General features: G+C 50.3%; 18 protein-coding genes. 9 read left to right on the top strand and 9 right to left on the bottom strand.

The features are described from left to right. The first annotated feature begins 10 nt into the window (after positions 1-10). Together nadA and nadB are read left to right on the top strand one after the other, a co-directional pair. Positions 11-1,006: a quinolinate synthase NadA gene (gene nadA, locus J7619_RS15450; protein ID WP_223402658.1), complete on the top strand. Its 996-nt coding sequence runs from the start codon at positions 11-13 to the stop codon at positions 1,004-1,006. 28 nt (positions 1,007-1,034) lie between these two features. Continuing rightward, positions 1,035-2,615 (top strand): L-aspartate oxidase, encoded by a 1,581-nt coding sequence (nadB, locus tag J7619_RS15445; protein WP_291199997.1) that lies wholly within the window; start codon positions 1,035-1,037, stop codon positions 2,613-2,615. Here the strand turns inward: nadB and J7619_RS15440 are convergent. After that, a complete protein-coding gene (locus J7619_RS15440) occupies positions 2,612-3,970 on the bottom strand; it encodes a vanadium-dependent haloperoxidase (protein ID WP_291199994.1) in 1,359 nt (452 codons plus the stop codon). The genes nadB and J7619_RS15440 overlap by 4 nt on opposite strands. A gap of 507 nt (positions 3,971-4,477) precedes the next feature. Between J7619_RS15440 and J7619_RS15435 the strand changes: the two genes are divergently transcribed. The 4 genes from J7619_RS15435 to J7619_RS15420 all read left to right on the top strand — a co-directional run bounded on the left by J7619_RS15435 (position 4,478) and on the right by J7619_RS15420 (position 14,383). Further along, positions 4,478-7,696 carry a TonB-dependent receptor gene (locus tag J7619_RS15435; protein ID WP_291199992.1) on the top strand — a complete coding sequence of 1,073 codons (3,219 nt, stop codon included), beginning with the start codon at positions 4,478-4,480 and terminating at the stop codon, positions 7,694-7,696. A gap of 12 nt (positions 7,697-7,708) precedes the next feature. Continuing rightward, positions 7,709-9,583, top strand: a complete 1,875-nt coding sequence (locus J7619_RS15430; protein ID WP_291199989.1) for a RagB/SusD family nutrient uptake outer membrane protein — start codon at positions 7,709-7,711, stop codon at positions 9,581-9,583. 92 nt (positions 9,584-9,675) lie between these two features. Further along, entirely contained in the window at positions 9,676-13,062 is a 3,387-nt protein-coding gene (locus tag J7619_RS15425; RefSeq protein ID WP_291199987.1) for a VCBS repeat-containing protein, read from the top strand. A gap of 13 nt (positions 13,063-13,075) precedes the next feature. Then, a complete protein-coding gene (locus J7619_RS15420; protein WP_409012735.1) occupies positions 13,076-14,383 on the top strand; it encodes a vanadium-dependent haloperoxidase in 1,308 nt (435 codons plus the stop codon). Here J7619_RS15420 and J7619_RS15415 read toward each other — a convergent pair. The 4 genes from J7619_RS15415 to J7619_RS15400 are packed head-to-tail and all read right to left on the bottom strand — an operon-like array spanning position 14,372 to position 16,606. After that, on the bottom strand, positions 14,372-15,130 hold the full coding sequence (locus tag J7619_RS15415) for a patatin-like phospholipase family protein (protein ID WP_291199981.1): 759 nt from the start codon (positions 15,128-15,130) through the stop codon (positions 14,372-14,374). The two genes, J7619_RS15420 and J7619_RS15415, sit on opposite strands and share 12 nt — an antisense overlap. After that, on the bottom strand, positions 15,127-15,522 hold the full coding sequence (locus J7619_RS15410) for a type II toxin-antitoxin system VapC family toxin (RefSeq protein WP_291199979.1): 396 nt from the start codon (positions 15,520-15,522) through the stop codon (positions 15,127-15,129). The genes J7619_RS15415 and J7619_RS15410 overlap by 4 nt, the downstream gene beginning before the upstream one ends. Next, on the bottom strand, positions 15,507-15,731 hold the full coding sequence (locus J7619_RS15405; protein WP_291199977.1) for a hypothetical protein: 225 nt from the start codon (positions 15,729-15,731) through the stop codon (positions 15,507-15,509). Before J7619_RS15405 ends, J7619_RS15410 begins: the two co-directional genes overlap by 16 nt. 26 nt (positions 15,732-15,757) lie before the next feature. Continuing rightward, on the bottom strand, positions 15,758-16,606 hold the full coding sequence (locus tag J7619_RS15400) for an MBL fold metallo-hydrolase (RefSeq protein WP_291199975.1): 849 nt from the start codon (positions 16,604-16,606) through the stop codon (positions 15,758-15,760). Positions 16,607-16,716: 110 nt separating this feature from the next. On the opposite strand from J7619_RS15400, the gene J7619_RS15395 reads away from it, so the two are divergent. Both J7619_RS15395 and J7619_RS15390 read left to right on the top strand, forming a co-directional pair. Continuing rightward, on the top strand, positions 16,717-19,032 hold the full coding sequence (locus J7619_RS15395; RefSeq protein WP_291199972.1) for a GH92 family glycosyl hydrolase: 2,316 nt from the start codon (positions 16,717-16,719) through the stop codon (positions 19,030-19,032). 147 nt (positions 19,033-19,179) lie between these two features. Then, positions 19,180-20,328, top strand: coding sequence for an FAD-dependent oxidoreductase (locus J7619_RS15390; protein WP_291199968.1), 1,149 nt, complete (start codon positions 19,180-19,182; stop codon positions 20,326-20,328). Here J7619_RS15390 and J7619_RS15385 read toward each other — a convergent pair. Continuing rightward, positions 20,325-20,507, bottom strand: coding sequence for a hypothetical protein (locus tag J7619_RS15385; RefSeq protein ID WP_291199964.1), 183 nt, complete (start codon positions 20,505-20,507; stop codon positions 20,325-20,327). The two genes, J7619_RS15390 and J7619_RS15385, sit on opposite strands and share 4 nt — an antisense overlap. 117 nt (positions 20,508-20,624) lie before the next feature. On the opposite strand from J7619_RS15385, the gene J7619_RS15380 reads away from it, so the two are divergent. Further along, on the top strand, positions 20,625-21,644 hold the full coding sequence (locus tag J7619_RS15380; RefSeq protein WP_291199961.1) for a low specificity L-threonine aldolase: 1,020 nt from the start codon (positions 20,625-20,627) through the stop codon (positions 21,642-21,644). On the opposite strand, the gene J7619_RS15375 is transcribed toward J7619_RS15380, so the two are convergent. The 3 genes from J7619_RS15375 to J7619_RS15365 all read right to left on the bottom strand — a co-directional run bounded on the left by J7619_RS15375 (position 21,641) and on the right by J7619_RS15365 (position 23,685). Next, entirely contained in the window at positions 21,641-22,042 is a 402-nt protein-coding gene (locus J7619_RS15375; protein WP_291199958.1) for a DUF1398 domain-containing protein, read from the bottom strand. The genes J7619_RS15380 and J7619_RS15375 overlap by 4 nt on opposite strands. A gap of 82 nt (positions 22,043-22,124) precedes the next feature. Next, a complete protein-coding gene (locus J7619_RS15370) occupies positions 22,125-22,535 on the bottom strand; it encodes a hypothetical protein (protein WP_291199954.1) in 411 nt (136 codons plus the stop codon). A 196-nt stretch (positions 22,536-22,731) separates the two neighbouring features. Continuing rightward, positions 22,732-23,685, bottom strand: a complete 954-nt coding sequence (locus J7619_RS15365) for a DUF4249 domain-containing protein (RefSeq protein ID WP_291199951.1) — start codon at positions 23,683-23,685, stop codon at positions 22,732-22,734. Positions 23,686-23,693 lie beyond the last annotated feature (8 nt).

Below are 23,693 nucleotides of genomic sequence, written 5' to 3'. Positions count from 1 at the left end.
ATTCACCATAATGACTACAATTGAAGCGCAGGTTAACCGCTACGGTTATGTGACGGAGGCGATCGCGGAAGATATCGATCTGGTGGCGGAGATCAACCGCCTGAAAAAGGAAAAGAACGCGGTCATTCTCGCGCATTATTACGTGGACGGGGAAATCCAGGACCTGGCCGACTACATCGGCGACAGCCTGGGTCTTTCGCAACAGGCCGCCGCTACCGATGCGGACATGATCGTTTTTTGCGGCGTGCACTTCATGGGCGAAACGGCCAAAATTCTCAGCCCGAATAAAAAAGTAGTGATCCCCGACCTGAATGCGGGTTGCTCGCTGGCGGATTCCGCACCGGCGGATAAGTTTGCCGCGTTCAAAGCACAATATCCTGACCATATCGTGATCAGCTACATCAACTGCTCGGCGGAGATAAAGGCGCTGACCGATATCGTTTGTACTTCTTCGAATGCATTGCAGATCGTGGAAAGCTTGCCGAAAGACCAGAAGATTATTTTCGCACCGGATGCGAACCTGGGCCGTTACGTAGCGCACAAAACCGGCCGGGACATGGTGCTTTGGGATGGTGCCTGCATTGTACATATTGATATTTCAAGAGAGAAACTCGCGCAGCTTCGCGCTGAAAACCCGGATGCATTGCTGATCGCCCACCCGGAATGCAAGGAGGATATCCTGAAACAGGCGGATTTCGTCAGCTCGACGACCGGCCTTTTGAAATTTGTAAAAGAATCGAGTCACGACAAATTTATCGTTGCTACCGAGGCAGGCATTTTGCATAAAATGAAACAATCGGTACCGGATAAGAAGCTGATCCCGGCGCCGGGATCCGACAACAATACGTGTGCTTGTTCGGAATGCCCTTATATGAAAATGAATACCCTCGAAAAGGTCTACAACGCGCTTCTTTATGAGCAGCCCGAGATTTTTGTACCCGAGGACATCCGCCTGAAAGCTTACGATTCCGTAGCACGCATGCTGGAACTGAGCAAAGGCATCTGACACCCGATTTAACCCTATTCCTGAAATTATGCCCCAATTTGATTTTCTGATTATCGGTTCGGGAATCGCCGGACTTAGCTATGCAGCCAAATTAGCCCGCCATTTCGATGAATTGAAACAGGAAGTGTCCATCGCCGTCATCACCAAGGTGCAGGCTGATGAAACCAACACCAAATATGCCCAGGGTGGCATTGCGGTTGTCTGGGCGGAGTCCGATTCGTTTGAAAAGCATATTCAGGACACGATGGATGCGGGGGATGAGGTCAATAAAAGGCATATCGTTGAAATCGTCGTCCGGGAAGCGCCTGAGCGTATTCAGGAATTGATCGATTACGGGACACGCTTTGATAAGGAAAAGGGAGGAGAATACGATCTCGCGAAGGAAGGCGGGCATTCCGACCACCGCATTCTGCATTTCAAAGACATTACCGGGGCGGAAATCGAGCGGGCTTTGCTGGAAGAGGTAAACCGGCACAAAAGCATCCAGATTTTTACCCATTACTACGCGGTAGAACTGATCACCCAGCACCATCTGGGTGAAACGGTGTATCGCTACCGGGAAGATATCAAATGTTTCGGCTCCTATGTCCTGAACCGACAGACGGGGGAAGTGGAGAAGTTTCTGGCCAAAACGACGTTGCTCGCAACCGGCGGCATTGGTAATATTTACCAAAGTACTACCAACCCCACTATCGCAACCGGCGATGGTATTGCGATGGCCTACCGTGCGAAAGGTATCTGCGATAATATGGAATTCATCCAATTCCACCCCACGAGCTTTTACAAGCCCGGCGAGAAACCATCCTTCCTGATTTCAGAAGCCGTTCGCGGTTTTGGAGGTGTATTAAAAAGGGCGGACGGCAGTACTTTCATGGAAAACTATGACAGCCGCCTTTCGCTGGCGCCCCGCGACATTGTAGCGAGGGCTATTGACTCCGAAATGAAGAAAAACGGGGTCGACCACGTCTATCTCGACGTCCGGCATTGCGATTATGACAAGTTTCTCGAACATTTCCCGAACATCACCGAATATTGCCTGAAACAGGGCATCGATGTGCGGAAAGATATGATTCCCGTCGTGCCTGCGCAGCATTACATGTGCGGGGGTGTGCGCGTGAATGAATGGGGCAAGACCAACATTGAATTTCTGTACGCGGTAGGAGAGTGCTCCTGCACGGGATTGCACGGCTCCAATCGTTTGGCATCCAACTCCCTGCTGGAAGCCGTCGTTTTCGGACACCGGGCATATGAAAGTACGATTGCCAATTTCGAAAATGCGGTTGTACCTCAGCATATCCCCGAGTGGGATGATTCGGGCACCACGCACCCTGAAGAGCAGGTGTTGGTAACCGAGATGACCCGCGAGCTCAACAGTATCATGTCCAACTACGTGGGCATCGTGCGCACCGACCGCCGTCTCAAACGCGCTTACGACCGCCTCGAACTCCTGCATCAGGAACACGAGCAACTGTACCGCGAATCAAAAGTATCGGTGGCTATATGCGAGCTGAGGAATATGATTTCGGTGTCGTACCTGGTCATTAAAATGGCAATGGCCCGACGCGAGAACATCGGGCTGCATTACAATGCCGATCATGTGCATGCCTAGGGCTTAGTGCTTTGAGCGAGAATGTTCCGGTTCCGGCGCGTTACCGCTCTTTGCCATATGTTTTCCCCTATTTTCTGGCCCAGATGTGTTCCTTCCTCCACGCCGTCGCGGTAGTGGATACCGCCGTAGACCCTGCTGATGGATGCATCCCAGTAAGCTTCTTCAAATGACTTGAAGGATTTTACACCGTGCCCGTATTTTTTCTCGGTAGTATCGGTGAATGCTACATTATCTCCCACCAAATGCGTGAGCACGACGCCGCAGGCTGCCGAAATCGAACTGTGCCCGCTGACGTATTCAGGGAATGCGGGCGTTTCGAGGAATGGCCGCCAGTTGGGGTCCCAGTTGCTGTTGATTACCGTTTCGGGGCGGATGCGGACTGTGCGGTACTTCTCGTCCCAGCAGGCGATGAATGCGTCGTAAATTGAAAGCGCTCCCAGCGTATATGCCTCTACCGATTGCATCAGGTCCAGCTTTTTGTCCGTGGCCACCGTTCTCACGATAGCCATCCAGTGACCTGCGGGTGTCATTTTTTTATTGGCAAACATGGCATGTCCCACCACATTGGTTACGAATGCGTTGTCGTCCCAGAAATACGCCGTCTCTTTCTGTTTTTCGGTAAGGTTGTTGCCGGTGTTATAAACTTCCATGGCGAGCTGCATGAACTTGCTGTTTTTGGCAAGGTCGTAAGGTGCGGGTGGCGGGCAGCGAAACTGGGTTACAGAATCAAGTGCGAACGTCCTGACGGTGTTCCACATCGGCTCGCACGCGTCTGCGTAGGCGGGTGGAGTAGGTACCCATGTGCCAGGTTTATTGGTCACCGTATAGCGGTAACCGCGTATCTCTTTATAATGATCTTTGGCCGAATATGTCAGTACATGTTTCGCTACCGTATCACCGTATGCGATAGAGCGTTCATATACGTCCTCGGGAATCCCCATTTCCTGAAATTTTTTGAAAAGGCCCTTTTCATAGTCATCCCACATATTGCCCGAGAAAGTAAGCGTCCGGCCCACCACAGTAAATGCCTTGATACTGGCCAGCGGAAAGCAATAGGCCAATGTGGTATCCGGTTTGGGCGGGGTGTTGAATTTAATTAATTGATTTCCAAGTGATTGGTAGTCTTTGTTCCCCGGAGAAAGGGCTTCATATGCCGCAAGGAATGAATAGCCATATATGCGGCTTGCGACGGGCGGTTTGAATATATCGTGAATAATCACGTCGGTAAGATGCGTCGCTGTCTCATGGAAAAGCTGCGGATCGGCTGCTTTCGCGTTATACTCGGTGGGCGAAGACTGTTTTTTACACCCGCATAAGAAGCCAACAAGCAGGAGGGAGAGTAAAGGGAACTTCATTCGATATCGGTGGGAAATTTGTAAATGAAACGTCTACGAATATAGCAAGAAATGGGAATTCGGAGATAATAATGTACAAAAGAGTGATTTATTGTAACTTATATATAACTAATTCATAAAAATTGTTCGATTGGTACTACTATTTATTGTTATTTTTTAAGAATGCATATTCATTAATCGGGAAACCTTTTTTTTGTTAAAAAATTGATATCTTTTTGTACAATCAAACGAGTATATAAAATCCAATGGTACTTCTTCTACAAACAACAGGAGTATCCATATAAGATTGTGTATGATATACACTGTTTGATGTCCTGAACTCTGATCGATGAAATTACTCACCCTAATCACTAAAATTACTGTATGTAAAAATTCTCCTGGCTACAATTTTTCTGACTCGCTACGGCAGATTTTCGGAATGGAAATCACCGTCTGACGCTACGTTCCGTGCTTATACGGTTAAGCAAACATTCTTACTACAACATTTTTTAATCTAACTATTAATCTATGAGATTTTCTACTGGATGGACGCCTCGTGCTGTATCACGAAGTGTTTTTTCTCTTTGTCTGGCCCTGGTGACGGTCGTGGGTGCATTCGCCCAGAATACCATCAAGGGTAAGATCAAAGACGAACAGGGACAGCCGCTGCCTGGTGTGAGCGTTGTCGTGAAGGGAACCACCGCGGGTACAGTGACCGACAATGAAGGACTTTACACCGTGAATGCCGAGAAAAACGGCACGCTCGTGTTCTCGTTCATCGGTTACCTCACGAAGGAGATCCCCGTAGGCGGCAAAAGCATTGTCGATGTGATCCTACTGGCTGATACAAAAGCTTTGGAGGAAGTAGTCGTGGTAGGTTATGGTACCGCTAAAAAGGCGACCCTGACCGGCTCGGTGACCGCTGTAAAAGGTACAGAACTTCAGAAAGCACCGGCTGCCAACCTTTCCAACACACTGGGCGGACGTTTGCCTGGTATTTCTGCGGTACAATCCAGCGGTGAGCCCGGTTACGACGGCTCTGCGATCCGTATCCGCGGTACCAACTCATTGGGTAACAGCAATGCGCTGATCGTTGTGGACGGTGTTCCTAACCGTTCCGGTGGTCTCGACCGTATCAACCCTGCCGATATCGAGAGTATTTCGGTACTGAAAGATGCGGCAGCGGCGATCTACGGCTCACGCGCAGGTAACGGGGTAATTCTTATCACGACCAAACGCGGTAAAACGGGCAAGCCACAACTTTCTTATGACATGAACCTGGGTGTGTCGCAACCTACGCGTACGCCGGAAATGTCGAATGCAGCTGAGTACGCTACAATCCGTAACGAATTGCAAATCTATGACAACCTGCCGGTAGGACAGTGGCAAGGTGCATTGCAGGGTTTCAACACCAACGGTTCGTACACCAGACCTGACAACGGAAACGTGGTCAACGCAGTGTTTACTCCGGATGATATGAAGAAATTCCGTGATGGTTCCGACCCTTTCCTGCACCCGAACACCGACTGGTACGGCTCGGTAATCCGCAAATGGGCTCCGCAGCAACGCCACAACCTGCAATTGACAGGTGGTAGCGAAAACGTGAAATACCTTGCTTCGATCGGCCACATCAATCAGGACGGTTACTATGTAAACTCAGCAACGGGTTACAAGCAATATGATATGCGTATCAACCTCGATACAAAAATCAACAAATATGTAACGGCAAACCTCGGTCTTACGCTCCGCGAAGAGTTCCGCCACTTCCCCAGCGGTGGTAACAGCGCAGGCGCTATCTTCCGTATGTTGATGCGCGGTAAACCGACTGAAATCGCTATCTGGCCGGACGGACGTCCCGGGCCCGATATCGAGAACGGTCAGAATCCTGCGGTTATCACTACCAATACAACCGGTTATAACAACGACAAGAGAGATTACGTCCAAACCAATGGAGGTCTGGAAATCCTGATCCCAGGCGTGCCGGGATTGAAAGTGAATGCAATGGCTGCGATCGATAAGCAAATGCGCCGTCAGAAAAACTTCGAAACTCCGTGGACCCTTTATTTCTGGGACAAAAAGACTTACGAAGCAGATGGTAAAACGCCATTCCTGACCGGAACCGTTCGTTCGACTTTCAAAGATCCGCGTCTGAGAGAAAGCTCTTCACAAGAATTGTCCATTCAGCTGACCGGCCAGGTGTCTTACGAAAAATCCATCGATGGTCACAACTTCAATGTCATGGGTGGTATCCAGCGTGAGAAAGTGGATGGAGATGGTTTCTATGCATTCCGCCGTTACTTCATCTCGCCGGTTGTTGACCAGCTGTTCGCGGGTGGTACTGCCGAACAGGACATCAGCAACTTCGATCTTTTCAAAAGAGCACGTTTGAGCTACTACGGCCGTGCAGGTTATAACTACAAAGAGAAATACCTTGCTGAATTCCTTTGGCGTAAAGATTATTCATGGGTGTTCCCGCCACAAGGTCGCTCAGGTTTCTTCCCGGGGGTATCTGCAGGATGGCGTATTTCGGAGGAAGGTTTCTGGAAAAACGGCATTTCCCGCTACGTGAACAACGTGAAACTGCGCGGTTCATGGGGACAAATGGGGGCTGAGCCTTACTTCCTCGGAACAGAAACATTGGCAGAATACCAATACCTATCCACAATGGGCTTCGGTAGCTACATTATCGGTGACCAGGTTGCCAAAACTTTGCTCGAAAGCCGCGTTGCTAACCCTACCTTTACCTGGGAGGTTGCCAACAACTCCAACATTGGTATCGAAGGTACCTTGCTGAACGACAAGCTGTCATTCGAATTTGACTACTTCGTAAACAACCGTTCGAAAATCCTGATCCCGAAAACAGGTTCTACTCCATCATCAGCAGGTATCGACGGCAAGCTTCCGCCTCAAAACTTAGGTAAGCTGCAAAACAAAGGATGGGAGTTCAAAGTGAGCTACGATGGCAATGCTGGAGACTTTACTTACTCTGTGAGCGTGAACGGTGGTTATGCTAAAAACAAAATCAAGTTCTGGGATGAAACACCGGGTGCTCCTTCTTATCAGAGAACTACCGGTATGCCTTACAACTCATTCCTTGTGTACCAATTCGACGGTGCATTCAAGAGCCAGGAGGAAATCGATGCCAACAAGCTGGATTACAGCCCGATCACAGGTAACCTTCGCCCGGGTGACATGAAGTTCAAGGATGTGAATGGTGACGGCAAAATCAATGGAGACGACCGTATCCGTTCCGAAAAAGTACAACGTCCATGGTTCACCGGCGGTGCTTCGATCAACCTCGGCTACAAGCAGTTCGACCTGGCTATGTTGTTCCAGGGCGCTATGGGTGGTCTGCAACTGGTGGGTCTGACGGAATCCGGTGACATTGGTAACTACCTGAAATACGACTTCGATCACCGCTGGACGATCGACAACCCGACCGACAAATACCCACGTCTGACCAACCGTAACAACCGTTACTACACCAACACAGGCCAGGCTGGTATCAACAACTACTTCCTGAAAAGCAACAACTACCTGCGTTTGAAAAACATCGAACTGGGGTATAACCTGCCATCGGAAATCGGTTCAAAAATCGGTTTGAGCAACCTGAGAATCTATGTGAACGGATTGAACCTGTTGACTTTCGACAAAATCAAGGTTTGGGATCCGGAAGCGACTACCAACAGTGGTCAGTACTATCCGCAATCAAGAGTTGTCAGCGCAGGTGTACGTCTAGCATTTTAACGAATAAGAAATATGAAATTGACATATAAGTTTTTGTTGGTTGCTGCATTGATGACGGGAGGTTTGTCATCGTGCGACACTGATTTCCTCGATGTAACGCCGCCTACTGAAATCGCGGCTGACCAGGTATGGGGAGACGGTGCCTTGTCAGAAAGTTTTGTGACGGGTATTTACGCAGGTTTGCAACAGGGCGGGTTCAGCGAGCAGATGCTTGCCTCCCTTACCGACGAAGCGGTATTTACCCACACAGGCCGTAACATCAATACGGTGAACGAAGGCAGTTTGAGCCCTTCCAACCTCGGATGGGTGGATGCTACCTACGGGTGGAGCCAGATGTACCAGTACATTCGTGCTGCAAACCTTGCTATCTCCAAACTGCCTGCCGCGACGTTTACGGATGAAACGTTGAAGGCACGTCTGCGGGGAGAAGCATATTTCATGCGCGCTTACTACTATCAGCAGCTGGTACGCTATTATGGTAGTGTTCCCCTGATCAAGAAAGTGTATGCATTGAACGAAGATTACTCCGTAGAGCGTAACACTTTCGACGATTGCGTGAAGCAAATCGTAAGTGATGCCGACAGTGCTGCATTGTTGCTGGACGGTAAAAACCCGGCCAAAGGACGCGCTAACAAAGCTGCCGCGCTCGCATTGAAGGCACGTGTATTGCTTTACGCTGCAAGCGACCTGCACGACATCCCGACAGCGAAGGCAAAATCGGCGGTGATCGCTGCATTCCCGAACCCTGAATTCCTGGGATATGTCTCGGGTGACCGTAAGGCCCGTTGGGTGGCTGCACAAGCTGCTGCGAAAGCGGCACTGGATGCAAGTGGTACCGGCTATAAACTGAACCTGACGGCTCCCGTTACTCAGGAACAAGGCCGAATCAACTACATCTCTTTGGCGATGGCTGGTGCCAGTGCGGACAAATCCCTGGATGCGTCGGCGAACGATATCATTTTCGGACGCTATTTCACGCCAAGCCAGAACGAAGGTGCGCGTCAGACCGGTTTGAACAACGGTCCTAACGGCTACCACAACTGGGCTGGTAACACGCCGATCGGAACGCTGGTGGACGATTATGAGATGATGGACGGCACACCGTTCTCATGGACTAACCCTACGCATAAAGCGAACCCGTACGTAAATCGCGATCCACGTTTCTATGCAACCATCATGTACGACGGTGCTACATGGAAACCACGTCCTTCGGATGCGAAAGACCCTGCGAACCAGATCCAGACAGGTGCTTATGACCTCCTGGACGACAAAGGCGCGTTGATCAACCGTAAAGGATTGGATACCCGTAGCAGCTCTATCGAAGACTGGAACGGTAGCCGCACCGGTTACTACATGCGTAAGTTCATCGATCCGAACCCGTCGCTGTACGACAACACCGACCGCCAGAACATTCCATGGCCGTTCTTCCGTGCTACCGAGAACGTATTCAACTATATCGAGGCGAGCATTGAAGTGGGTGAAGAAGCAACTGCATTAGACTTGTTGAACAAAATCCGTTTCCGTGCGGGTATGCCTGCGCTGAAAGTTTCAGGCGCTGCTTTGAAAGAGGCGTTCCGTCACGAAAAACGCATTGAAATGGCCTATGAAGAACAGCGTTACCACGATGCACGCCGCTGGATGGTCGCAGCTACGACATTGGGACGTTCGTTGCAGTACATTACCGTAATCGGTAAGTTCAAGCCAGGTAAGTCGATGAAGGAGCCATATCACTACGATCCAACGGTTTACGACTATACTTACACTCCGGTGGAAGAAAAATCGCACGAAAACCGTACATGGGTTGATAAGATGTACTTCCGTCCGTTCAGCCGCGACGAAATCAACCGTAACGCAAAACTGGTACAAAACCCGGGTTACGATAAATAGTTATATTTTATTGACTAATTTTACTGAAACTATGCCTTGGCTAACAAGGCATAGTTTCTTTTTTTACTCCTTCAAAACTCTTCATTCCTGTCATGAAGCAAATATGGCCCTGGAAAGCAGGCAGCATTGTTCTGATCGCTGGACTGGTACTTTCCGGTTGTGACAAATCCTCCGATTCCAAAGAAGAAAAGAAAGGGCCCGGTGGCCCGAAGCTCTTTACGCTGCTGAGCCCTGAACAGACAAAAGTAGATTTCTCCAATACATTGACCGAGGGGTTGAATACCAATGTGTTGATGTATGAATACTTCTATAACGGAGGTGGAGTGGCTGTTGGCGATCTCAATGGCGACGGGCTCGACGACATTTATTTCACCGGCAACATGGTGCCTAATAAGCTGTATCTGAACAAGGGTAAGATGGTATTCGAGGATATCACGGCCATTGCGCAGGTAGGTGGGCGCGAGCGCCCGTGGAAGACGGGCGTAACAATGGCCGATGTAAACGGGGATGGTAAGCTCGATATTTACGTTTGTTACTCCGGAGCGGTTTCGCCGGAGAGCCTGAAAGACCAGTTGTTCATCAACAAAGGAAATAATGCACAGGGCATTCCGCAGTTTGAGGAAATGGCGGAGCAATATGGCCTGGGTGTCTTAAGCAACAGCACGCAAGCCGCCTTTTTCGATTTCGACAAAGACGGGGACCTCGATATGTTCCTGCTCAACCATAATCCCAAAGCCCTGCCGATCCTCGACGAGGCGAGCACGGCTGATATTCTCAGAAAGGAAGATCCGGTAACCGGCGTCAGGCTGTTCCGGAACAATCCGCAAAACGGCGCACCCCATTTTACAGACATTACTAAGAAAGCGGGCATTCATAGCTCGCAACTGAGCTACGGCCTGGGGATCGGCATTGCCGACATTAACCAGGACGGCTGGCAGGATATGTACATTTCCAACGACTACTCCGTCCCGGATTTTTTATATATCAATAATGGCAACGGCACATTTACCGATGTGCTCGACGCGAGTATCGGCCACACGTCGCATTCGTCGATGGGGAACGACATCGCCGATTTCAACAACGACGGCTTGCCCGACATTTTCACGCTCGATATGCTTCCCGAGGATAACCGTCGCCAGAAGTTGCTGACGGGCCTCGACAACTACGAATTGTTTGATTTTAATGTCAAAATGGGCTTTCATCACCAGTATATGCGCAATATGCTGCAACTGAATGAAGGCCTCGGCAAAGGCACGAAACACCCCGTATTTTCCGAAATCGGCCAACTTTCCGGCGTTTCGAATACGGACTGGAGTTGGGCATCGCTATTTGCCGATTATGACAATGATGGCTGGAAAGACCTTTTCATTACGAACGGGAACCTGCGCGACTTTACGAATATGGATTTTGTGAAGTTCATGGGCGATCATTTGAAACGGATCGAAGGACAGGTGAAGCGGGAGGACGTGCTACAACTGGTGTATCAGATGCCGTCCTCGAACATGAAAAACTATCTTTTTCAAAATAAAAAAGACCTCACATTTACCAACGTTGCCGATACCTGGGGCCTGGGAGAAATCTCCAACTCCGGCGGTGCGGCCTATGCCGACCTGGATAACGACGGCGATCTCGACCTGGTCGTGAACAATATCAACAAGCCTGCATTCATTTACCAGAACGACGGGGACAGGCATTTAAAAAACAATTACCTCAAAGTGAAGCTGACCGGAGCCGGCCAGAACACGCTGGGGCTTGGTGCGAAAGTGACGATCTACCAGAAAGGCCAGCAGCAATACCTCGAACAGATGCCGACCCGCGGTTACCAGTCGAGCGTATCGCCGGTGCTGCATTTCGGGTTGGGTAAGGAAGTGGGCATCGATTCGCTGGTGGTAACCTGGCTTAATGGTAAGCAGGAAAAGGTGATTAATCCCAAAACAAATACCACGCTGGCGCTGTCAGAGGTGAATGCCAAAGAAAAAGCGAAGGCTGAGAAAGCGGTCGCGCCTGTATTTGTGCCGGTTGCCTCGCCGATCGCATTCAAGAGCCCGGCTGTGAAAATGAATGATTTCAAGCGTCAGCCCTTGTTGATCAACCCGATTTCATTCTCCAACCCGTGTATGCGGAAAGGCGATGTGAATGGGGATGGACTGGAAGATGTGTTCATTGGGGGCACCTCGGGAGAGGCGGCTAGGTTGTACATTCAGCAAAAGGGCGGCACATTTACCGTAAAACCAGTTCCCGCATTTGAGGCCGACAAGCGAAGTGAGGATACGGACGCATTATTTTTCGATGCGAATGGCGATGGCGCGCAGGATCTCTTCGTAGCCAGCGGCGGTTATGCGAGCTTTATGCCGGAGGACCCGTTGTTGCAAAGCCGGTTGTATATCAACGATGGTAAAGGGAATTTTACCAAAGCCTCGGGGGCATTGCCTGCTATGCTCACGAGTACGAGCTGCGTACGTACGGCCGACATCAATGGCGACGCCAAACCTGATCTTTTTGTAGGCGGCCGGGTGATTCCGGGCCGGTACCCCGAAACGCCCCGCAGCTATATCCTGATTAATGACGGCAAAGGCAAGTTCACCGACCAGACCGCCGGTGTTTCCAAGGAGCTGGAACGTATCGGCCTGGTGACCGACGCGGCCTGGACGGATCTGAACGGAGACAAAAAAGCCGACCTGATCGTGGTAGGAGAGTGGATGCCGGTCACCGTGTTGATCAACAACAATGGCAAGCTCGAAAACAAAACCGCCGAGTACTTTGACAAGCCTTACAACGGCTGGTGGAACAAGATCCTCGTAGAAGACCTGAACGGGGACGGAAAGGAGGACCTCGTGATAGGCAATATGGGAACCAATACGCAATGCAAAGCGAGCGATAACGAGCCGGTGGAAATGGTGTACAAGGATTTTGACGATAATGGCAGTATTGACCCGATCATGAGCTTTTACATTCAGGGCAAAAGCTATCCTTACGTAACACGCGACGAAATGCTGGATCAAATGAGCATCATGCGTACCCGTTTTCAGGATTACAAAAGCTACGCTGACGCGACGGTGAAAGAGATCTTTACCAAAGAAGAACTCGAGGGCGCTCAGGAGCTCAAAGCGAATTACCTGAAAACGGCCTATTTCGAAAGGAATAGCAATGGGAAGTTTTCTGAAAAGGCGCTGCCGTTACAGACACAGGTATCGCCCGTATACACCATCACTTCGCTTGATTACAATGGCGATGGCAAGAAGGATCTGTTGCTTTGCGGCAATGTCAGCAAAGCGCGGCTCCGTTTCGGAAAGTATGATGCCAACTACGGAATCCTGCTGCAAGGGAATGGCAAAGGGCAATTTGAATACGTCAATCAGGATAAATCGGGTTTTGGGTTGAAAGGCGATGTACGCAGCGTGCTGCCGATCGGAAATAAACTGCTATTCGGGATTAATCAACAGGAAATAAAAGCATATCAAATTGGTAAAGTTCAGTAACCTCCTTCTGGGAATGCTGCTGGCAGTCACGTGGACAGCCTGCAAAAAAAATGAATCAAAAAAAGAGATCGATCCGACGGTGATTGGTCAGGTGACGCAGCAAATGACGGACGTAATGGTGCATGACGTTACGAACCCGCCGCTTGGGGCTCGGTTCTATTCCTACGCATGTCTGGCGGGCTACGAAGTGGTGGCTGCCAATGATAAGGCTTATCCCACCATGCACGGCGTATTGAACGACTTCCCGGAAATCGAAAAGCCCAGGGTAGCTGAATACTCCTATCAACTTGCCGCGGCGCTGGCGATGCTTGAAACCGCGAAGAAAATGCAGCCTTCCGGCGGTTTGCTTCTCAAAAAATACCAGCAGAGCCTGGTCGATTCCTGCCAAAAAATCGGGTTTACGGAAGAGGTATTAGCCGGGTCGCAGGAATATGCGCTGGCGATCAGCAAGCAGATTTTGAAATATGCCAAAGCCGACCGTTACAATAAGATCAGCAACTTCCCTCGCTATGAGCCGCACGGCGGTCCGGGTACCTGGTATCCGACGCCTCCGGGCTATTTCCCGCCGGTAGAGCCTTATTTCAAAACGGTACGGCCATTCACCCTGGATTCGTCGTCGCAGTTCAAGCCCGCGCCGCCTGTAGCGTTCTCTGAAGCCAAAGATTCCGAGTTTTTTAAACTCATGAAACGCAATTACGACGACGATCAAAAAGCGGGAGAGCATCGGGTAATCGCGGCGTTCTGGGATTGCAACCCGTTTGCGTTGGAAAACAAAGGCCATTTATTGGTAGGAATGAAGAAAATCTCCCCGGGCGCGCACTGGATGGGCATCACCGATATCGCTTGTCGGAAAGCGAAAACCGATTTCTCCAAAACCATGCTGATCAATACCTCGGTGGCGATCGGACTGATGGACGGCTTTATGGCCTGCTGGGACGAGAAATACCGCAGCAACCGCATTCGCCCAGAAACGGCCATCCGCAAATACATCGACCCTACCTGGAAGCCATTTCTCCAAACCCCGCCGTTTCCGGAGTACCTGAGTGGGCATTCGGTGATATCGACAGCCGCGGCCGTTATTCTTACCCATTATTTCGGTGACAATTTTGCCTATACCGACACCGTGGAAGAACGTTTCAACCTGAAAGCACGCCCATTCAAATCATTTCTGCATGCCTCGGAAGAATCCGGTATTTCGCGTTTCTACGGTGGTATCCACTTTATGGACGCGATTGAGAACGGGCAGAAGCAAGGACGTCAGGTCGGAGAATGGGTGATGAGCACGCTGAGCAATAAAGCGGTGGCGGAATCAGGGAAATAGGATATTGCGCTCGTTCAGGAGCGTTTGGGCGAATGCGTATCCAATCTCAAATAACTGATCCGCCTTCCGAAAATCAAAAATGCTGAAACTGCTCAAAGCAGGCGGTTCGATAAGCAGGTCGCATTTTGCGAACCGTGCTTTGGTTTTGGTATGCATCGCCAGGATGAGGCTCCGGTAGATAATCTCGGTGGTGCGTTTCAGCGGTTTATCGAGATTAAAAGGATTACAATGGCTTCCGATAATATAATCTGCTTCGTCGAGTATTGGCTCGACGGGCAGGTTGTTCAAAACGCCTCCATCCACCAGGTCGTGGCCGTTGTAGTGCATTGGGCTGAAAAGCCCCGGAATGCAGCAGGATGCGAGCACAGGTAATGCAAGTTCGCCAGAGCGAAAACGTACTTCTTCCCCCAAAACAATGTCGGTCGCGGTCACTATCAGTGGCGTTTTCAGTGACTCAAATGTGTTTTCAGGAATGAATCTCCGGAAAACATCCTCCATTTTCCGCATATGGAGCAAACCATTGGCGCCGATCCCAAACCTGAGATACGGATAAAAACTCGTGTCACGGATGATTTTCAAGATTTCTCCCGGCTTATAAGCATACGCCAGCAAAGCCCCGACAAACGCCCCCGAACTGGTCGCGCTGATCACATCCGGACGCACACCACGCTCCCACAATGCCTGCGCCACGCCCACATGCGCGATCCCACGCGCACCCCCACCTGAAAGGACTAGTGCTGTTTTCATGGTTGGGGAAGAAGTATTAACTCATCGACTCGTTCGAAATGCTTCACGTTCAATGTTATTAGCGGCAAGCTGTAATGGACTGCCGTAGCGGCTATGAAAAGATCTGCCATGTCGATTAATTTGCTTTGCTTCCTAAGGGCCTTGTTGATGTCGACAGCCGTGCGAGCGACCTCTTTGTCGAATGCCAAGACCGGCGTTCTGAGCAAAAAGTCCTCCCAATAATCTATTTGATTTTGGGTAGTGCCGGTGTAAATTTCGAATTCTGTAACCGCCGAAATGCAAAAGCGGAAGCCCCCTGTTGTTAGTTTCATCAGCCGGGAATTTGCTTTGTCGGATTTGCGGAAAAAATCGATGAGAATGGAAGTGTCAACAAGCACTAGTTCTTTCGCCATTGGTCAATTGCCTTTCTGGTTTCTTCAATCGTTTTTATTTGATCTTCAGAGAACGTTGGGGCTGACTGTAGAAATTCGTCGAGTGAATCGCTGGTAGTTTCATTTTCCATTCGGTTAATCTCGGCTTTCAATTGGGCACGCTGAGTGTCCGATAGGCCTCTGATCAGGCTGATCAATTCATCGAATGATATGTTTTCCAGCGCTTGCATATTCAAATATAATGAAATGGCCGCATTTACTCAACCAGAAAATCTCCCAGCATTCCCCGCTCCCGAATCCTGATTCCTTTCTCGGTTTGCTCCACCAATGCCGCCTCATACACAGGGTCATGCTCGAAAAGTAAGATGCATTGCTCGTCGACGGCCTGTTGGAGCACGCGCTGTTTTTCGTCGATCGTTTGCAATGGCCGCATGTCGTAGCTCATGATCCACGGGATGGGAACGTGGTAGGACGAAGGAAACAGGTCGGCGCAGTAGATGATCTTCTGGTTTTTGTATTGGATAACGGGCAGCATCATTTGTTCGGTATGCCCATCGACGTGGATCAGGCCGATGCCATCAAAGGGCGACCGGCCATTTTCGATAAAGCGCAATTGCCCTGATTCCTGCAATGGAAGGATGTTTTCTTTCAAAAAAGAAGCCTTTTCTCGCGGATTGGGATGGGTAGCCCATTGCCAATGCGCTTCGTTGGACCAATATGTGGCGTTTGGAAAGGTCGGTTCGAGGCGGGAGCCGTCACGGCTGAACTGCACGGCGCCACCGACGTGGTCGAAATGCAGGTGGGTTAGGAACACATCGGTAATATCGGCGGGGCTGAAACCTTTTTCGGCGATCGAAGAAAGTAAAGTAGCTTCGCCGTGCAGGTCGTAGAACCCGAAAAACTTGTCGTCCTGCTTGTTCCCCATTCCGGTATCGACCAATATCAGTTTGTTACCATCCTCGATGAGAAGACATCGCATGGCCCAGGAGCAGAGGTTTTTTTCATCGGCCGGGTTCTGTTTGTGCCAAAGTGTTTTCGGGACCACGCCGAACATGGCCCCGCCATCGAGCTTGAAAAAACCGGTGTCGATGATATGGATTTTCATAGGGTTATTTGGATTTAAATCGTCCTGATCAGTGGAATATCAACATTCTATCGACCTAACATACCATTATTTTTTCGATCTTCCGACCTGAATTAATAACAAGCCTAACCATGCGCGTACCGTTCCTCTCAGCCAGTTTCCTGTTATTGTCGACTTTTTTTGTTGATAATCAATCCTATGCACAAAAAATGCCCGTCGACTACGTGGCGACAATGATTGGTACTGCGCCGTCGGCAACGGAGAGTGCCAAAGCACATAGTGAAGCGGGCAGCGAACTGAAAGGACAGACGATCCCGGCAGTGGGTGTACCGAATGGTATGACGCAATGGACGCCGCAGACGCGGGCTACCGAAACCAAATGCATTGCACCGTTTTACTATAATGATAACAAGTTTCAGGGCTTCCGCGGTACGCATTGGCTGAATGGCTCATGTGTACAGGACTACGGTTCTGTGACGGTGATGCCGCTTTCGGGCGAGCTCATTACAAATCCTGAAAAACGGGCCAGTCTGTTCAGTCATGAAAAGGAGCAAAGTGCGCCGGATTATTACAGCGTATGGCTGCAAGACCACCAGATTAATGCCGAGGTAACAGCGCTCGCGCGCACCGCCCTGATGCGGTTCAGGTTCGAGAGTGGTGAAGAGTCATTTATCATTATCGAGCCCAACAGCGACGAAGGGGAAGGTTTCGTGGAAGTGCTTCGCGAGCGGGGGGAGATTGTAGGTTATAATCCTGTTCATCGCATTTACCAGGGCTCGGGACAACCGGCGGGGATCAGTGGATACTTTGTTATCAAGTTTGATAAGAAATTCATGCAGTCGGGGGTGTGGCTGGGCGACACGATTACACCGATGGGCAGGATACTTACCGGCAAAGGAAACCGGGAGAAACTCGGGGCCTATGTAGGGTTTGGAGATGAAAAGCAGGTGGTTACTGCCCGCATTGGTACTTCGTTCACAAGCATTGAAGGAGCCAGGGCAAATCTTGAAAAGGAGCTGGGAATTAAAACATTTGAGGCTGTCCGGAAATCGGCGCGTGAAGCGTGGAATGAAGCATTGGGTAAGGTAAACGTAGCCGGAAGTGAGGATGACAAAGCGCTTTTTTACAGTGCATTGTACAGGACTAAGCTCTCACCCAGGCTTTTTTCCGATGTGGACGGCAGCTATCCGTCATTTGCAGGAGGAACGCCGCTGCAAAAAGCCGAAGGGTTCGACTATTATTGCGATTTCAGCATGTGGGATACATTCCGTGCCGCAATGCCTCTGGAAATAATGCTCGAACCCAAGCGGGCGGGTGATATGGTGCAATCACTGGTGAAAAAAGCGGAGCAGGGAGGCTGGATGCCCATTTTTCCGTGCTGGAATCATTACACGGCAGCCATGGTGGGCGATCATGCATTGTCGGTCATTGCAGATGCTTATGCCAAGAATGTGCGGAATTTTGATGTGAACAGCGCCTATCAGTTTTTGCGTAAAAATGCCTTCGAGGTGAATACGAATGCTAAAAGTTACGAGGCCGGACAAGGCCGGCGGGCGTTGAAATCCTATTTGCAATATGGTTACGTGCCGTTGGAAGACAGTGTTTGGCAGGCATTCCACAAGCGCGAGCAGGTGTCGCGCACGCTCGAATACGCATATGACGACTTTTGCCTGTCGACCCTGGCGAATAGCCTGGGAAAAAAGGAAGATGCCGAACAGCTTCGCAACCGGGCGCTCAATTACCGGCATGTGATCGATCCGTCGACAGGGTATGCACGCGGACGATATGCCGACGGGCGCTGGATTGCTCCATTTGATCCTTTTGCGAAGCGGGCAAGCTTCATTACCGAAGGGTCGCCAGCGCAATACACGTGGTTTGTGCCGCAGGACATTGCGGGGTTGCAAAAGATCATGGGCGGTAAAAACCGTTTCACGGCCAAGCTCGATACGTTGTTCGATCAGGGCCATTACTGGCATGGTAATGAGCCGAATCATCAGATTGCCTACCTCTACGCGTTCGCCGGCCAACCGTGGAAGACGCAGCAATGGACGCGGACCATTATCCGGAGCGAATATGACACCAGTGTGGGTGGGTTGAGCGGTAATGAGGATGGCGGACAGATGTCGGCCTGGTTGGCATTCAGTATGATGGGCTTTTATCCCGTAGCACCAGGGACGGATCAATACGTGCTTGGAAGCCCTGTTTTCGAAGAAATTTCCATTGAGACCGGCAACAACCGCAAGTTTACTGTGAAAGCGAAAGGTGTTTCCGATGATGCCCGGTACATCCAGTCGGCGATGCTGAACGGGAAGCCCTTCACGCGGACTTACATTACGCATGGCGAGCTTTTGAAAGGTGGCTCGCTGGTGTTGCAAATGGGGGATAAGCCGAATAAGGAATGGGGTGTGCAGGTGGCTGATGTGCCTTTTTCAATTACCAAAAACTGACAGACATAGTGAGTGGACTGCCGAATGGTGGAAATTGTGTTTCAAGAAAGAATGTTTTGATATTTTTTAAGATAGCCATATAAAATTTGCATTCGTAGCGGTTGGTTTCTAAATTCCACAATTCCATTACTATTCACTCCCAACCCAATGAACCGCAGAAATTTCTTTGAAAAAGCCATTCCGGCCAGCTTTGCATTAGGTGCTGTGGCGTCGTCCTGCGCGCCGAGAACCGAGTTGAAGTATCCTGACAAGCATTTCCACATCAGCCGGGGATATCACCAGATACCAAAACTACGCCTTTCGATGGACCGCATTGTGAAGGAAACAGTCGGTTTGAGGCCCTTTCGCGCATCCGGCCCGCGGTTGGACGTAGAGCAATTAGGGAACAAAACGATCGTGCACAACTATGGGCACGGCGGCAGCGGCTGGTCGCTGTCGTGGGGCACGGGAAATATTGCCCGGAAAAATGTGCTGGCCACCGGCGAGAAGAAAATAGCGGTACTGGGCTGCGGAACGGTCGGGATAGCGACGTCAAGGCTATTGCAGGAAAGCGGTTGTGAGGTGACGATTTATACCAAAGATGTGCCCCCTAATGTGACAAGTAATCTGGCTACGGGAACCTGGTCGCCGGCTTCGAGGGTGTGTGATAAAAAGATCGCGAAGCCTGAGTTTCAGGCAATATGGGAAGAAGCGACACGCTATTCTTTCCGGAGATTTCAGTTTCTGCTGGGCATGAACGATATCGCCAGCTGGGCCGAGGAATATGGTGTGTTCAAAGAAGCACCGGTGTATACGCCGGGAGCTGGTGGAGAAGATTTTGAAATACACGGTTTGTTACCCGAGCGGGTAAGGCTGGAAAAAAAAGAACATCCTTTCAGGGCCGATCACGTGACGCGGCGGACCAATATCATGTTTAATATCCCCACTTACCTGCGCCACCAGTTGCAGGATTTTACGATGTTCGGGGGAAAGGTGAAAATCCATGAGATCAAAAAACTCGAAGACATCGACGCATTACCCGAAAAGGTAGTGGTGAACTGCATGGGCCTGGGTGCGAAGCCGGTTTTTAACGACCAGGAGCTCACACCCGTTTCCGGCCAGCTTTCGTGCCTTATTCCGCAGGGGGACGTGAACTATAAGTTGTACACGCAGGGCGCCAACTTCATTGCCCGCAAGGATGGCATTTACATTGGTAGTAATGGCATTGTGGGTAATTGGGACACAACGCCGAGCAAGGAACAGACCGAGAAAACCGTCGGGATACTGATGAAACTGATGGAGGAAATGCGGGGTTAATCCTCTTTGAGAAGGTAGCGCCGGCGGATCTCGTTGATCAGGAACTTCTTATGGGCGGTGAAACTTTCAGGATGCATCGTTTCAAACAGGCTGTGCCACTCCTGATAGCGCAAAACATCACCTTTTTTGAAAGCTTCTGCGTCTATTTTTTTCGATTTCAGATACTCTTCGAATTCCATATTGCTTGAATTTGCTTGCAATATACCCGTTTAAACCAAGCAATACCTGTCCGGAAATCAGCATTAAGCATTAATTTGGCGCGAAATCGCAACGAATGCCCCATGAATGTTTTTGAAATGAAAATAGACCTCCGCAGCGACACCATTACTAAACCCACCCGGGAAATGCAGGAAGCCATGTGGAGCGCCGAAGTAGGCGACGACGTTTTCGGTGATGATCCGACAGTGAATGCATTGCAGGAAAAGGCTGCCAGCCTCTTCGGGATGGAAGATGCGCTCTTTTGTCCTTCCGGCACCATGACCAACCAGTTGGCGATCCGCGTGCATACCCGCCCGGGCAGCGACGTGATCTGCGACAAGTATTCACACATTTACCTGTACGAGGGAGGGGGTATCATGCTCAACTCATTTTCGTCGGTAAAACTCCTCGACGGTGACCGCGGGCGGATCTCGGCGCAACAGGTAAGCGAGGCAATCAGCCCTGAAAATGACGTACATTCGACTGTAACCAGGCTCGTTTCACTCGAAAACACTATGAACAAGGGTGGAGGCTGCTACTATGATTTTAAGGAGATCGAAGCGATCCGGGACGTTTGCCGTGAACGGGATATTCCCCTACACCTGGACGGCGCGAGGCTTTTCAATGCATTGGTGGAAACGGGCGAAACGCCTGCACAATATGGACAGGTCTTCGACAGCATCAGCATTTGCCTTTCCAAAGGCCTTGGGTGCCCGGTTGGATCGTTGTTGCTCGGTACCCGCGAATTGATCCGTGAAGCGCGCCGTTTCCGGAAAGTCATGGGCGGAGGCTGGCGGCAAGCAGGTTTTCTGGCCGCGGCCGGCATTTATGCCCTCGATCACCACATCGATCGGTTGAAGGAGGACCACCGCCGCGCCAGAACAATCGGGGAGCTCTTTGCCGACAGGGCGGAGGTAACCGAGGTTTTTCCGGTGGATACCAATATCGTCATCATCCGGCTCAACGACGGGATCTCGGAAAAGGAATATGTACAACGCCTGGCCGAGGCCGGAATCCTGGCAGTCACGTTCGGGAAAGGACTTGTCAGGTTTGTAACGCACCTCGATTTCACCGATGACCTGCTGGAAGCCATGCATGACAGGCTCCGGGTATTCTAAACCTCGGGGATCATTTCTTCGTACTCATATTCGGAGTTGGGACCCTGATAAATCACTTTCATGCCCGTGAGATCGGCTACGTACGTGTGTATGCCTGCGGCGCCGATCTCGCGCAGGAAAGTAGGGTAATCGGTAATCCCGTCCTGGGTGCGTTTGATCGCAGCCTTCACTTCTTCCAGTTCGAATGTCTCCGCGCATTCAAATTCAGGTAAATCACCAGCTATGATGAGCTTTTCTCCGTTAACGGAAGTATAAGTACGTTTGTGGTTCTTCACCTTCACTTCATAATTGTCGACCCCGATGGCTTTCAGGTTTTTGACAAATTGCGGGTAGGGTTGGCCGGCAGACCGTTGCTCGGCTGATTCAATGAGTTTTTCGGTCAGTTCGATCATTTCCATAGTCAGTGCGCTTTTGATGAAAAAATGTTGCCTTACCGGCGGTCAAAGCAACATTTTTCCCACGTTCATAATATGAGGCAAATCAATGTGCCATGTCGTCGTCGTCCGGATGGACGATCAGCGAGCTTCGCGTATCCAGTTTCTTGATCATTTCATTGGACATTGCGTCGGCATACACGCCGTAGCTGCTCACGAGCGTCCCTTTCAGCCCGTCCTTAGACTCGATAGCATACAAAATCGACATATCGGAAGGGTTGGTCATCCCTTCGAAACGATAAACCTGCACAATATCGAAATCCTCGGGGGATAACGTCAGGCAGATGCCGTCGTCTTTATGTACTTCCAGGGCATGGGCCGTTAGGTTAAAATCATAGGTATAGCCTTGCTCCTGCAAATCTTCAAGCGTTTCGATGAGCGTATCGGGCTCGCTCATGTTTTTGTTGGAAGGATGCGGTTTCTTAACCTTATCCTGGTCTGTTCCCTGCAAGTCCATAGTGTTTATTTTTTAAGATGGATGATCTGATTGAGTGAACAACTGATAGCGATTTTGATCATCATTCGGGAAAAAAGCATGCCTTACGGAACAGTCGTTTTCCGCTGTGAAAATGCGAATCCGGCGGTGTACATATTGAGGTACTTTGACCTCAGTTTGCCAGATTTTGTAGAAACGGAATGATATAGAAACCGGATTATTTGGGACGATACACCAATTGCCCCGAATTGTAGGCACCGAAACATCCCAGGCCGCCTTCGATATTGGTATAGATCAGCGACGGCTCGACAAACGGATTATCCGAATCACCCCGTGTCTGCACCGAGCGGTGATATTTGAAATAATGCTCGTCGGCATTGTACACCTCCATGGTAATAGAAATGATTTTGGCTTTGGGATACGAGGTGTATATGGTGCCATTGGCGCTGTAATTAAGCGGGTCGGGAAGATTCACGCGGCCGATCGGGGAACTGAATTCAGCTCCGTCCAGATTCACGTCGTTCCGGAAATCGTTCCGGCCGATCGTATCGTCCCAGTTGAAGTTGAACCGGTTTCTGATCCTCTTCTCTTTGAACTCGCCGCTACCGGAGAGTTCTTCCGGAATGCTGTATTCCAGATCGAGCGACGCGCGGACCCGGTAATAATTGGTTTGCGCGGCGATATCGTTCCAGTTGTATTTAACGGTCAGGGAAGTGTCGCGTGCGGACAAACTGCCGGAATAGGACGTATCGATTTTGTAGGTGGTCGGCACCACGGCAATCGCCGGTACCGTGCAGGTTGCATTTACCGACCTGATGCCATTGACAACTGAGAGGAAATAGGTTTTCCCCGGTAAAATGGTGAGGGCTGATTTATCGGCGGAATAGAGCTGGTTAGCCGTGTCGAACGGGATCACAGCCTCCCGCGTTCCATCGGATAATTTAACGACCGCATTCGGGATAACCCCGCCCTTTAGACCCGGCTCGGCAAAGAGCGGAACTGATTCCGTAACAACCACATTAATGCGTGTGGCCTGCGGAGAGATAAAGCATTGCACCACCAGTTTCGAATCTACTTGCGGAAGGTCGCCCTTATCGACGTCCGTTACAAGCGATTCGCATGCCGCCAGGAACATTGTAAGGAATAGAGAAATGATATATCTGAGGAACATGGCCGCTT

Source organism: Dyadobacter sp. (assembly GCF_017744695.1).
GTDB lineage: Bacteria > Bacteroidota > Bacteroidia > Cytophagales > Spirosomataceae > Dyadobacter.
This window is presented reverse-complemented; position numbering and strand designations above follow the sequence as displayed.

Excerpts from the sequence above, each read along its gene's own strand:
- nadA (WP_223402658.1), top strand. The coding sequence starts at position 11 with ATGACTACAATTGAAGCGCAGGTTAACCGCTACGGTTATGTGACGGAG.
- nadB (WP_291199997.1), top strand. The coding sequence starts at position 1,035 with ATGCCCCAATTTGATTTTCTGATTATCGGTTCGGGAATCGCCGGACTT.
- J7619_RS15440 (WP_291199994.1), bottom strand. The coding sequence starts at position 3,970 with ATGAAGTTCCCTTTACTCTCCCTCCTGCTTGTTGGCTTCTTATGCGGG.
- J7619_RS15435 (WP_291199992.1), top strand. The coding sequence starts at position 4,478 with ATGAGATTTTCTACTGGATGGACGCCTCGTGCTGTATCACGAAGTGTT.
- J7619_RS15430 (WP_291199989.1), top strand. The coding sequence starts at position 7,709 with ATGAAATTGACATATAAGTTTTTGTTGGTTGCTGCATTGATGACGGGA.
- J7619_RS15425 (WP_291199987.1), top strand. The coding sequence starts at position 9,676 with ATGAAGCAAATATGGCCCTGGAAAGCAGGCAGCATTGTTCTGATCGCT.
- J7619_RS15420 (WP_409012735.1), top strand. The coding sequence starts at position 13,076 with ATGCTGCTGGCAGTCACGTGGACAGCCTGCAAAAAAAATGAATCAAAA.
- J7619_RS15415 (WP_291199981.1), bottom strand. The coding sequence starts at position 15,130 with ATGAAAACAGCACTAGTCCTTTCAGGTGGGGGTGCGCGTGGGATCGCG.
- J7619_RS15410 (WP_291199979.1), bottom strand. The coding sequence starts at position 15,522 with ATGGCGAAAGAACTAGTGCTTGTTGACACTTCCATTCTCATCGATTTT.
- J7619_RS15405 (WP_291199977.1), bottom strand. The coding sequence starts at position 15,731 with ATGCAAGCGCTGGAAAACATATCATTCGATGAATTGATCAGCCTGATC.
- J7619_RS15400 (WP_291199975.1), bottom strand. The coding sequence starts at position 16,606 with ATGAAAATCCATATCATCGACACCGGTTTTTTCAAGCTCGATGGCGGG.
- J7619_RS15395 (WP_291199972.1), top strand. The coding sequence starts at position 16,717 with ATGCGCGTACCGTTCCTCTCAGCCAGTTTCCTGTTATTGTCGACTTTT.
- J7619_RS15390 (WP_291199968.1), top strand. The coding sequence starts at position 19,180 with ATGAACCGCAGAAATTTCTTTGAAAAAGCCATTCCGGCCAGCTTTGCA.
- J7619_RS15385 (WP_291199964.1), bottom strand. The coding sequence starts at position 20,507 with ATGGAATTCGAAGAGTATCTGAAATCGAAAAAAATAGACGCAGAAGCT.
- J7619_RS15380 (WP_291199961.1), top strand. The coding sequence starts at position 20,625 with ATGAAAATAGACCTCCGCAGCGACACCATTACTAAACCCACCCGGGAA.
- J7619_RS15375 (WP_291199958.1), bottom strand. The coding sequence starts at position 22,042 with ATGGAAATGATCGAACTGACCGAAAAACTCATTGAATCAGCCGAGCAA.
- J7619_RS15370 (WP_291199954.1), bottom strand. The coding sequence starts at position 22,535 with ATGGACTTGCAGGGAACAGACCAGGATAAGGTTAAGAAACCGCATCCT.
- J7619_RS15365 (WP_291199951.1), bottom strand. The coding sequence starts at position 23,685 with ATGTTCCTCAGATATATCATTTCTCTATTCCTTACAATGTTCCTGGCG.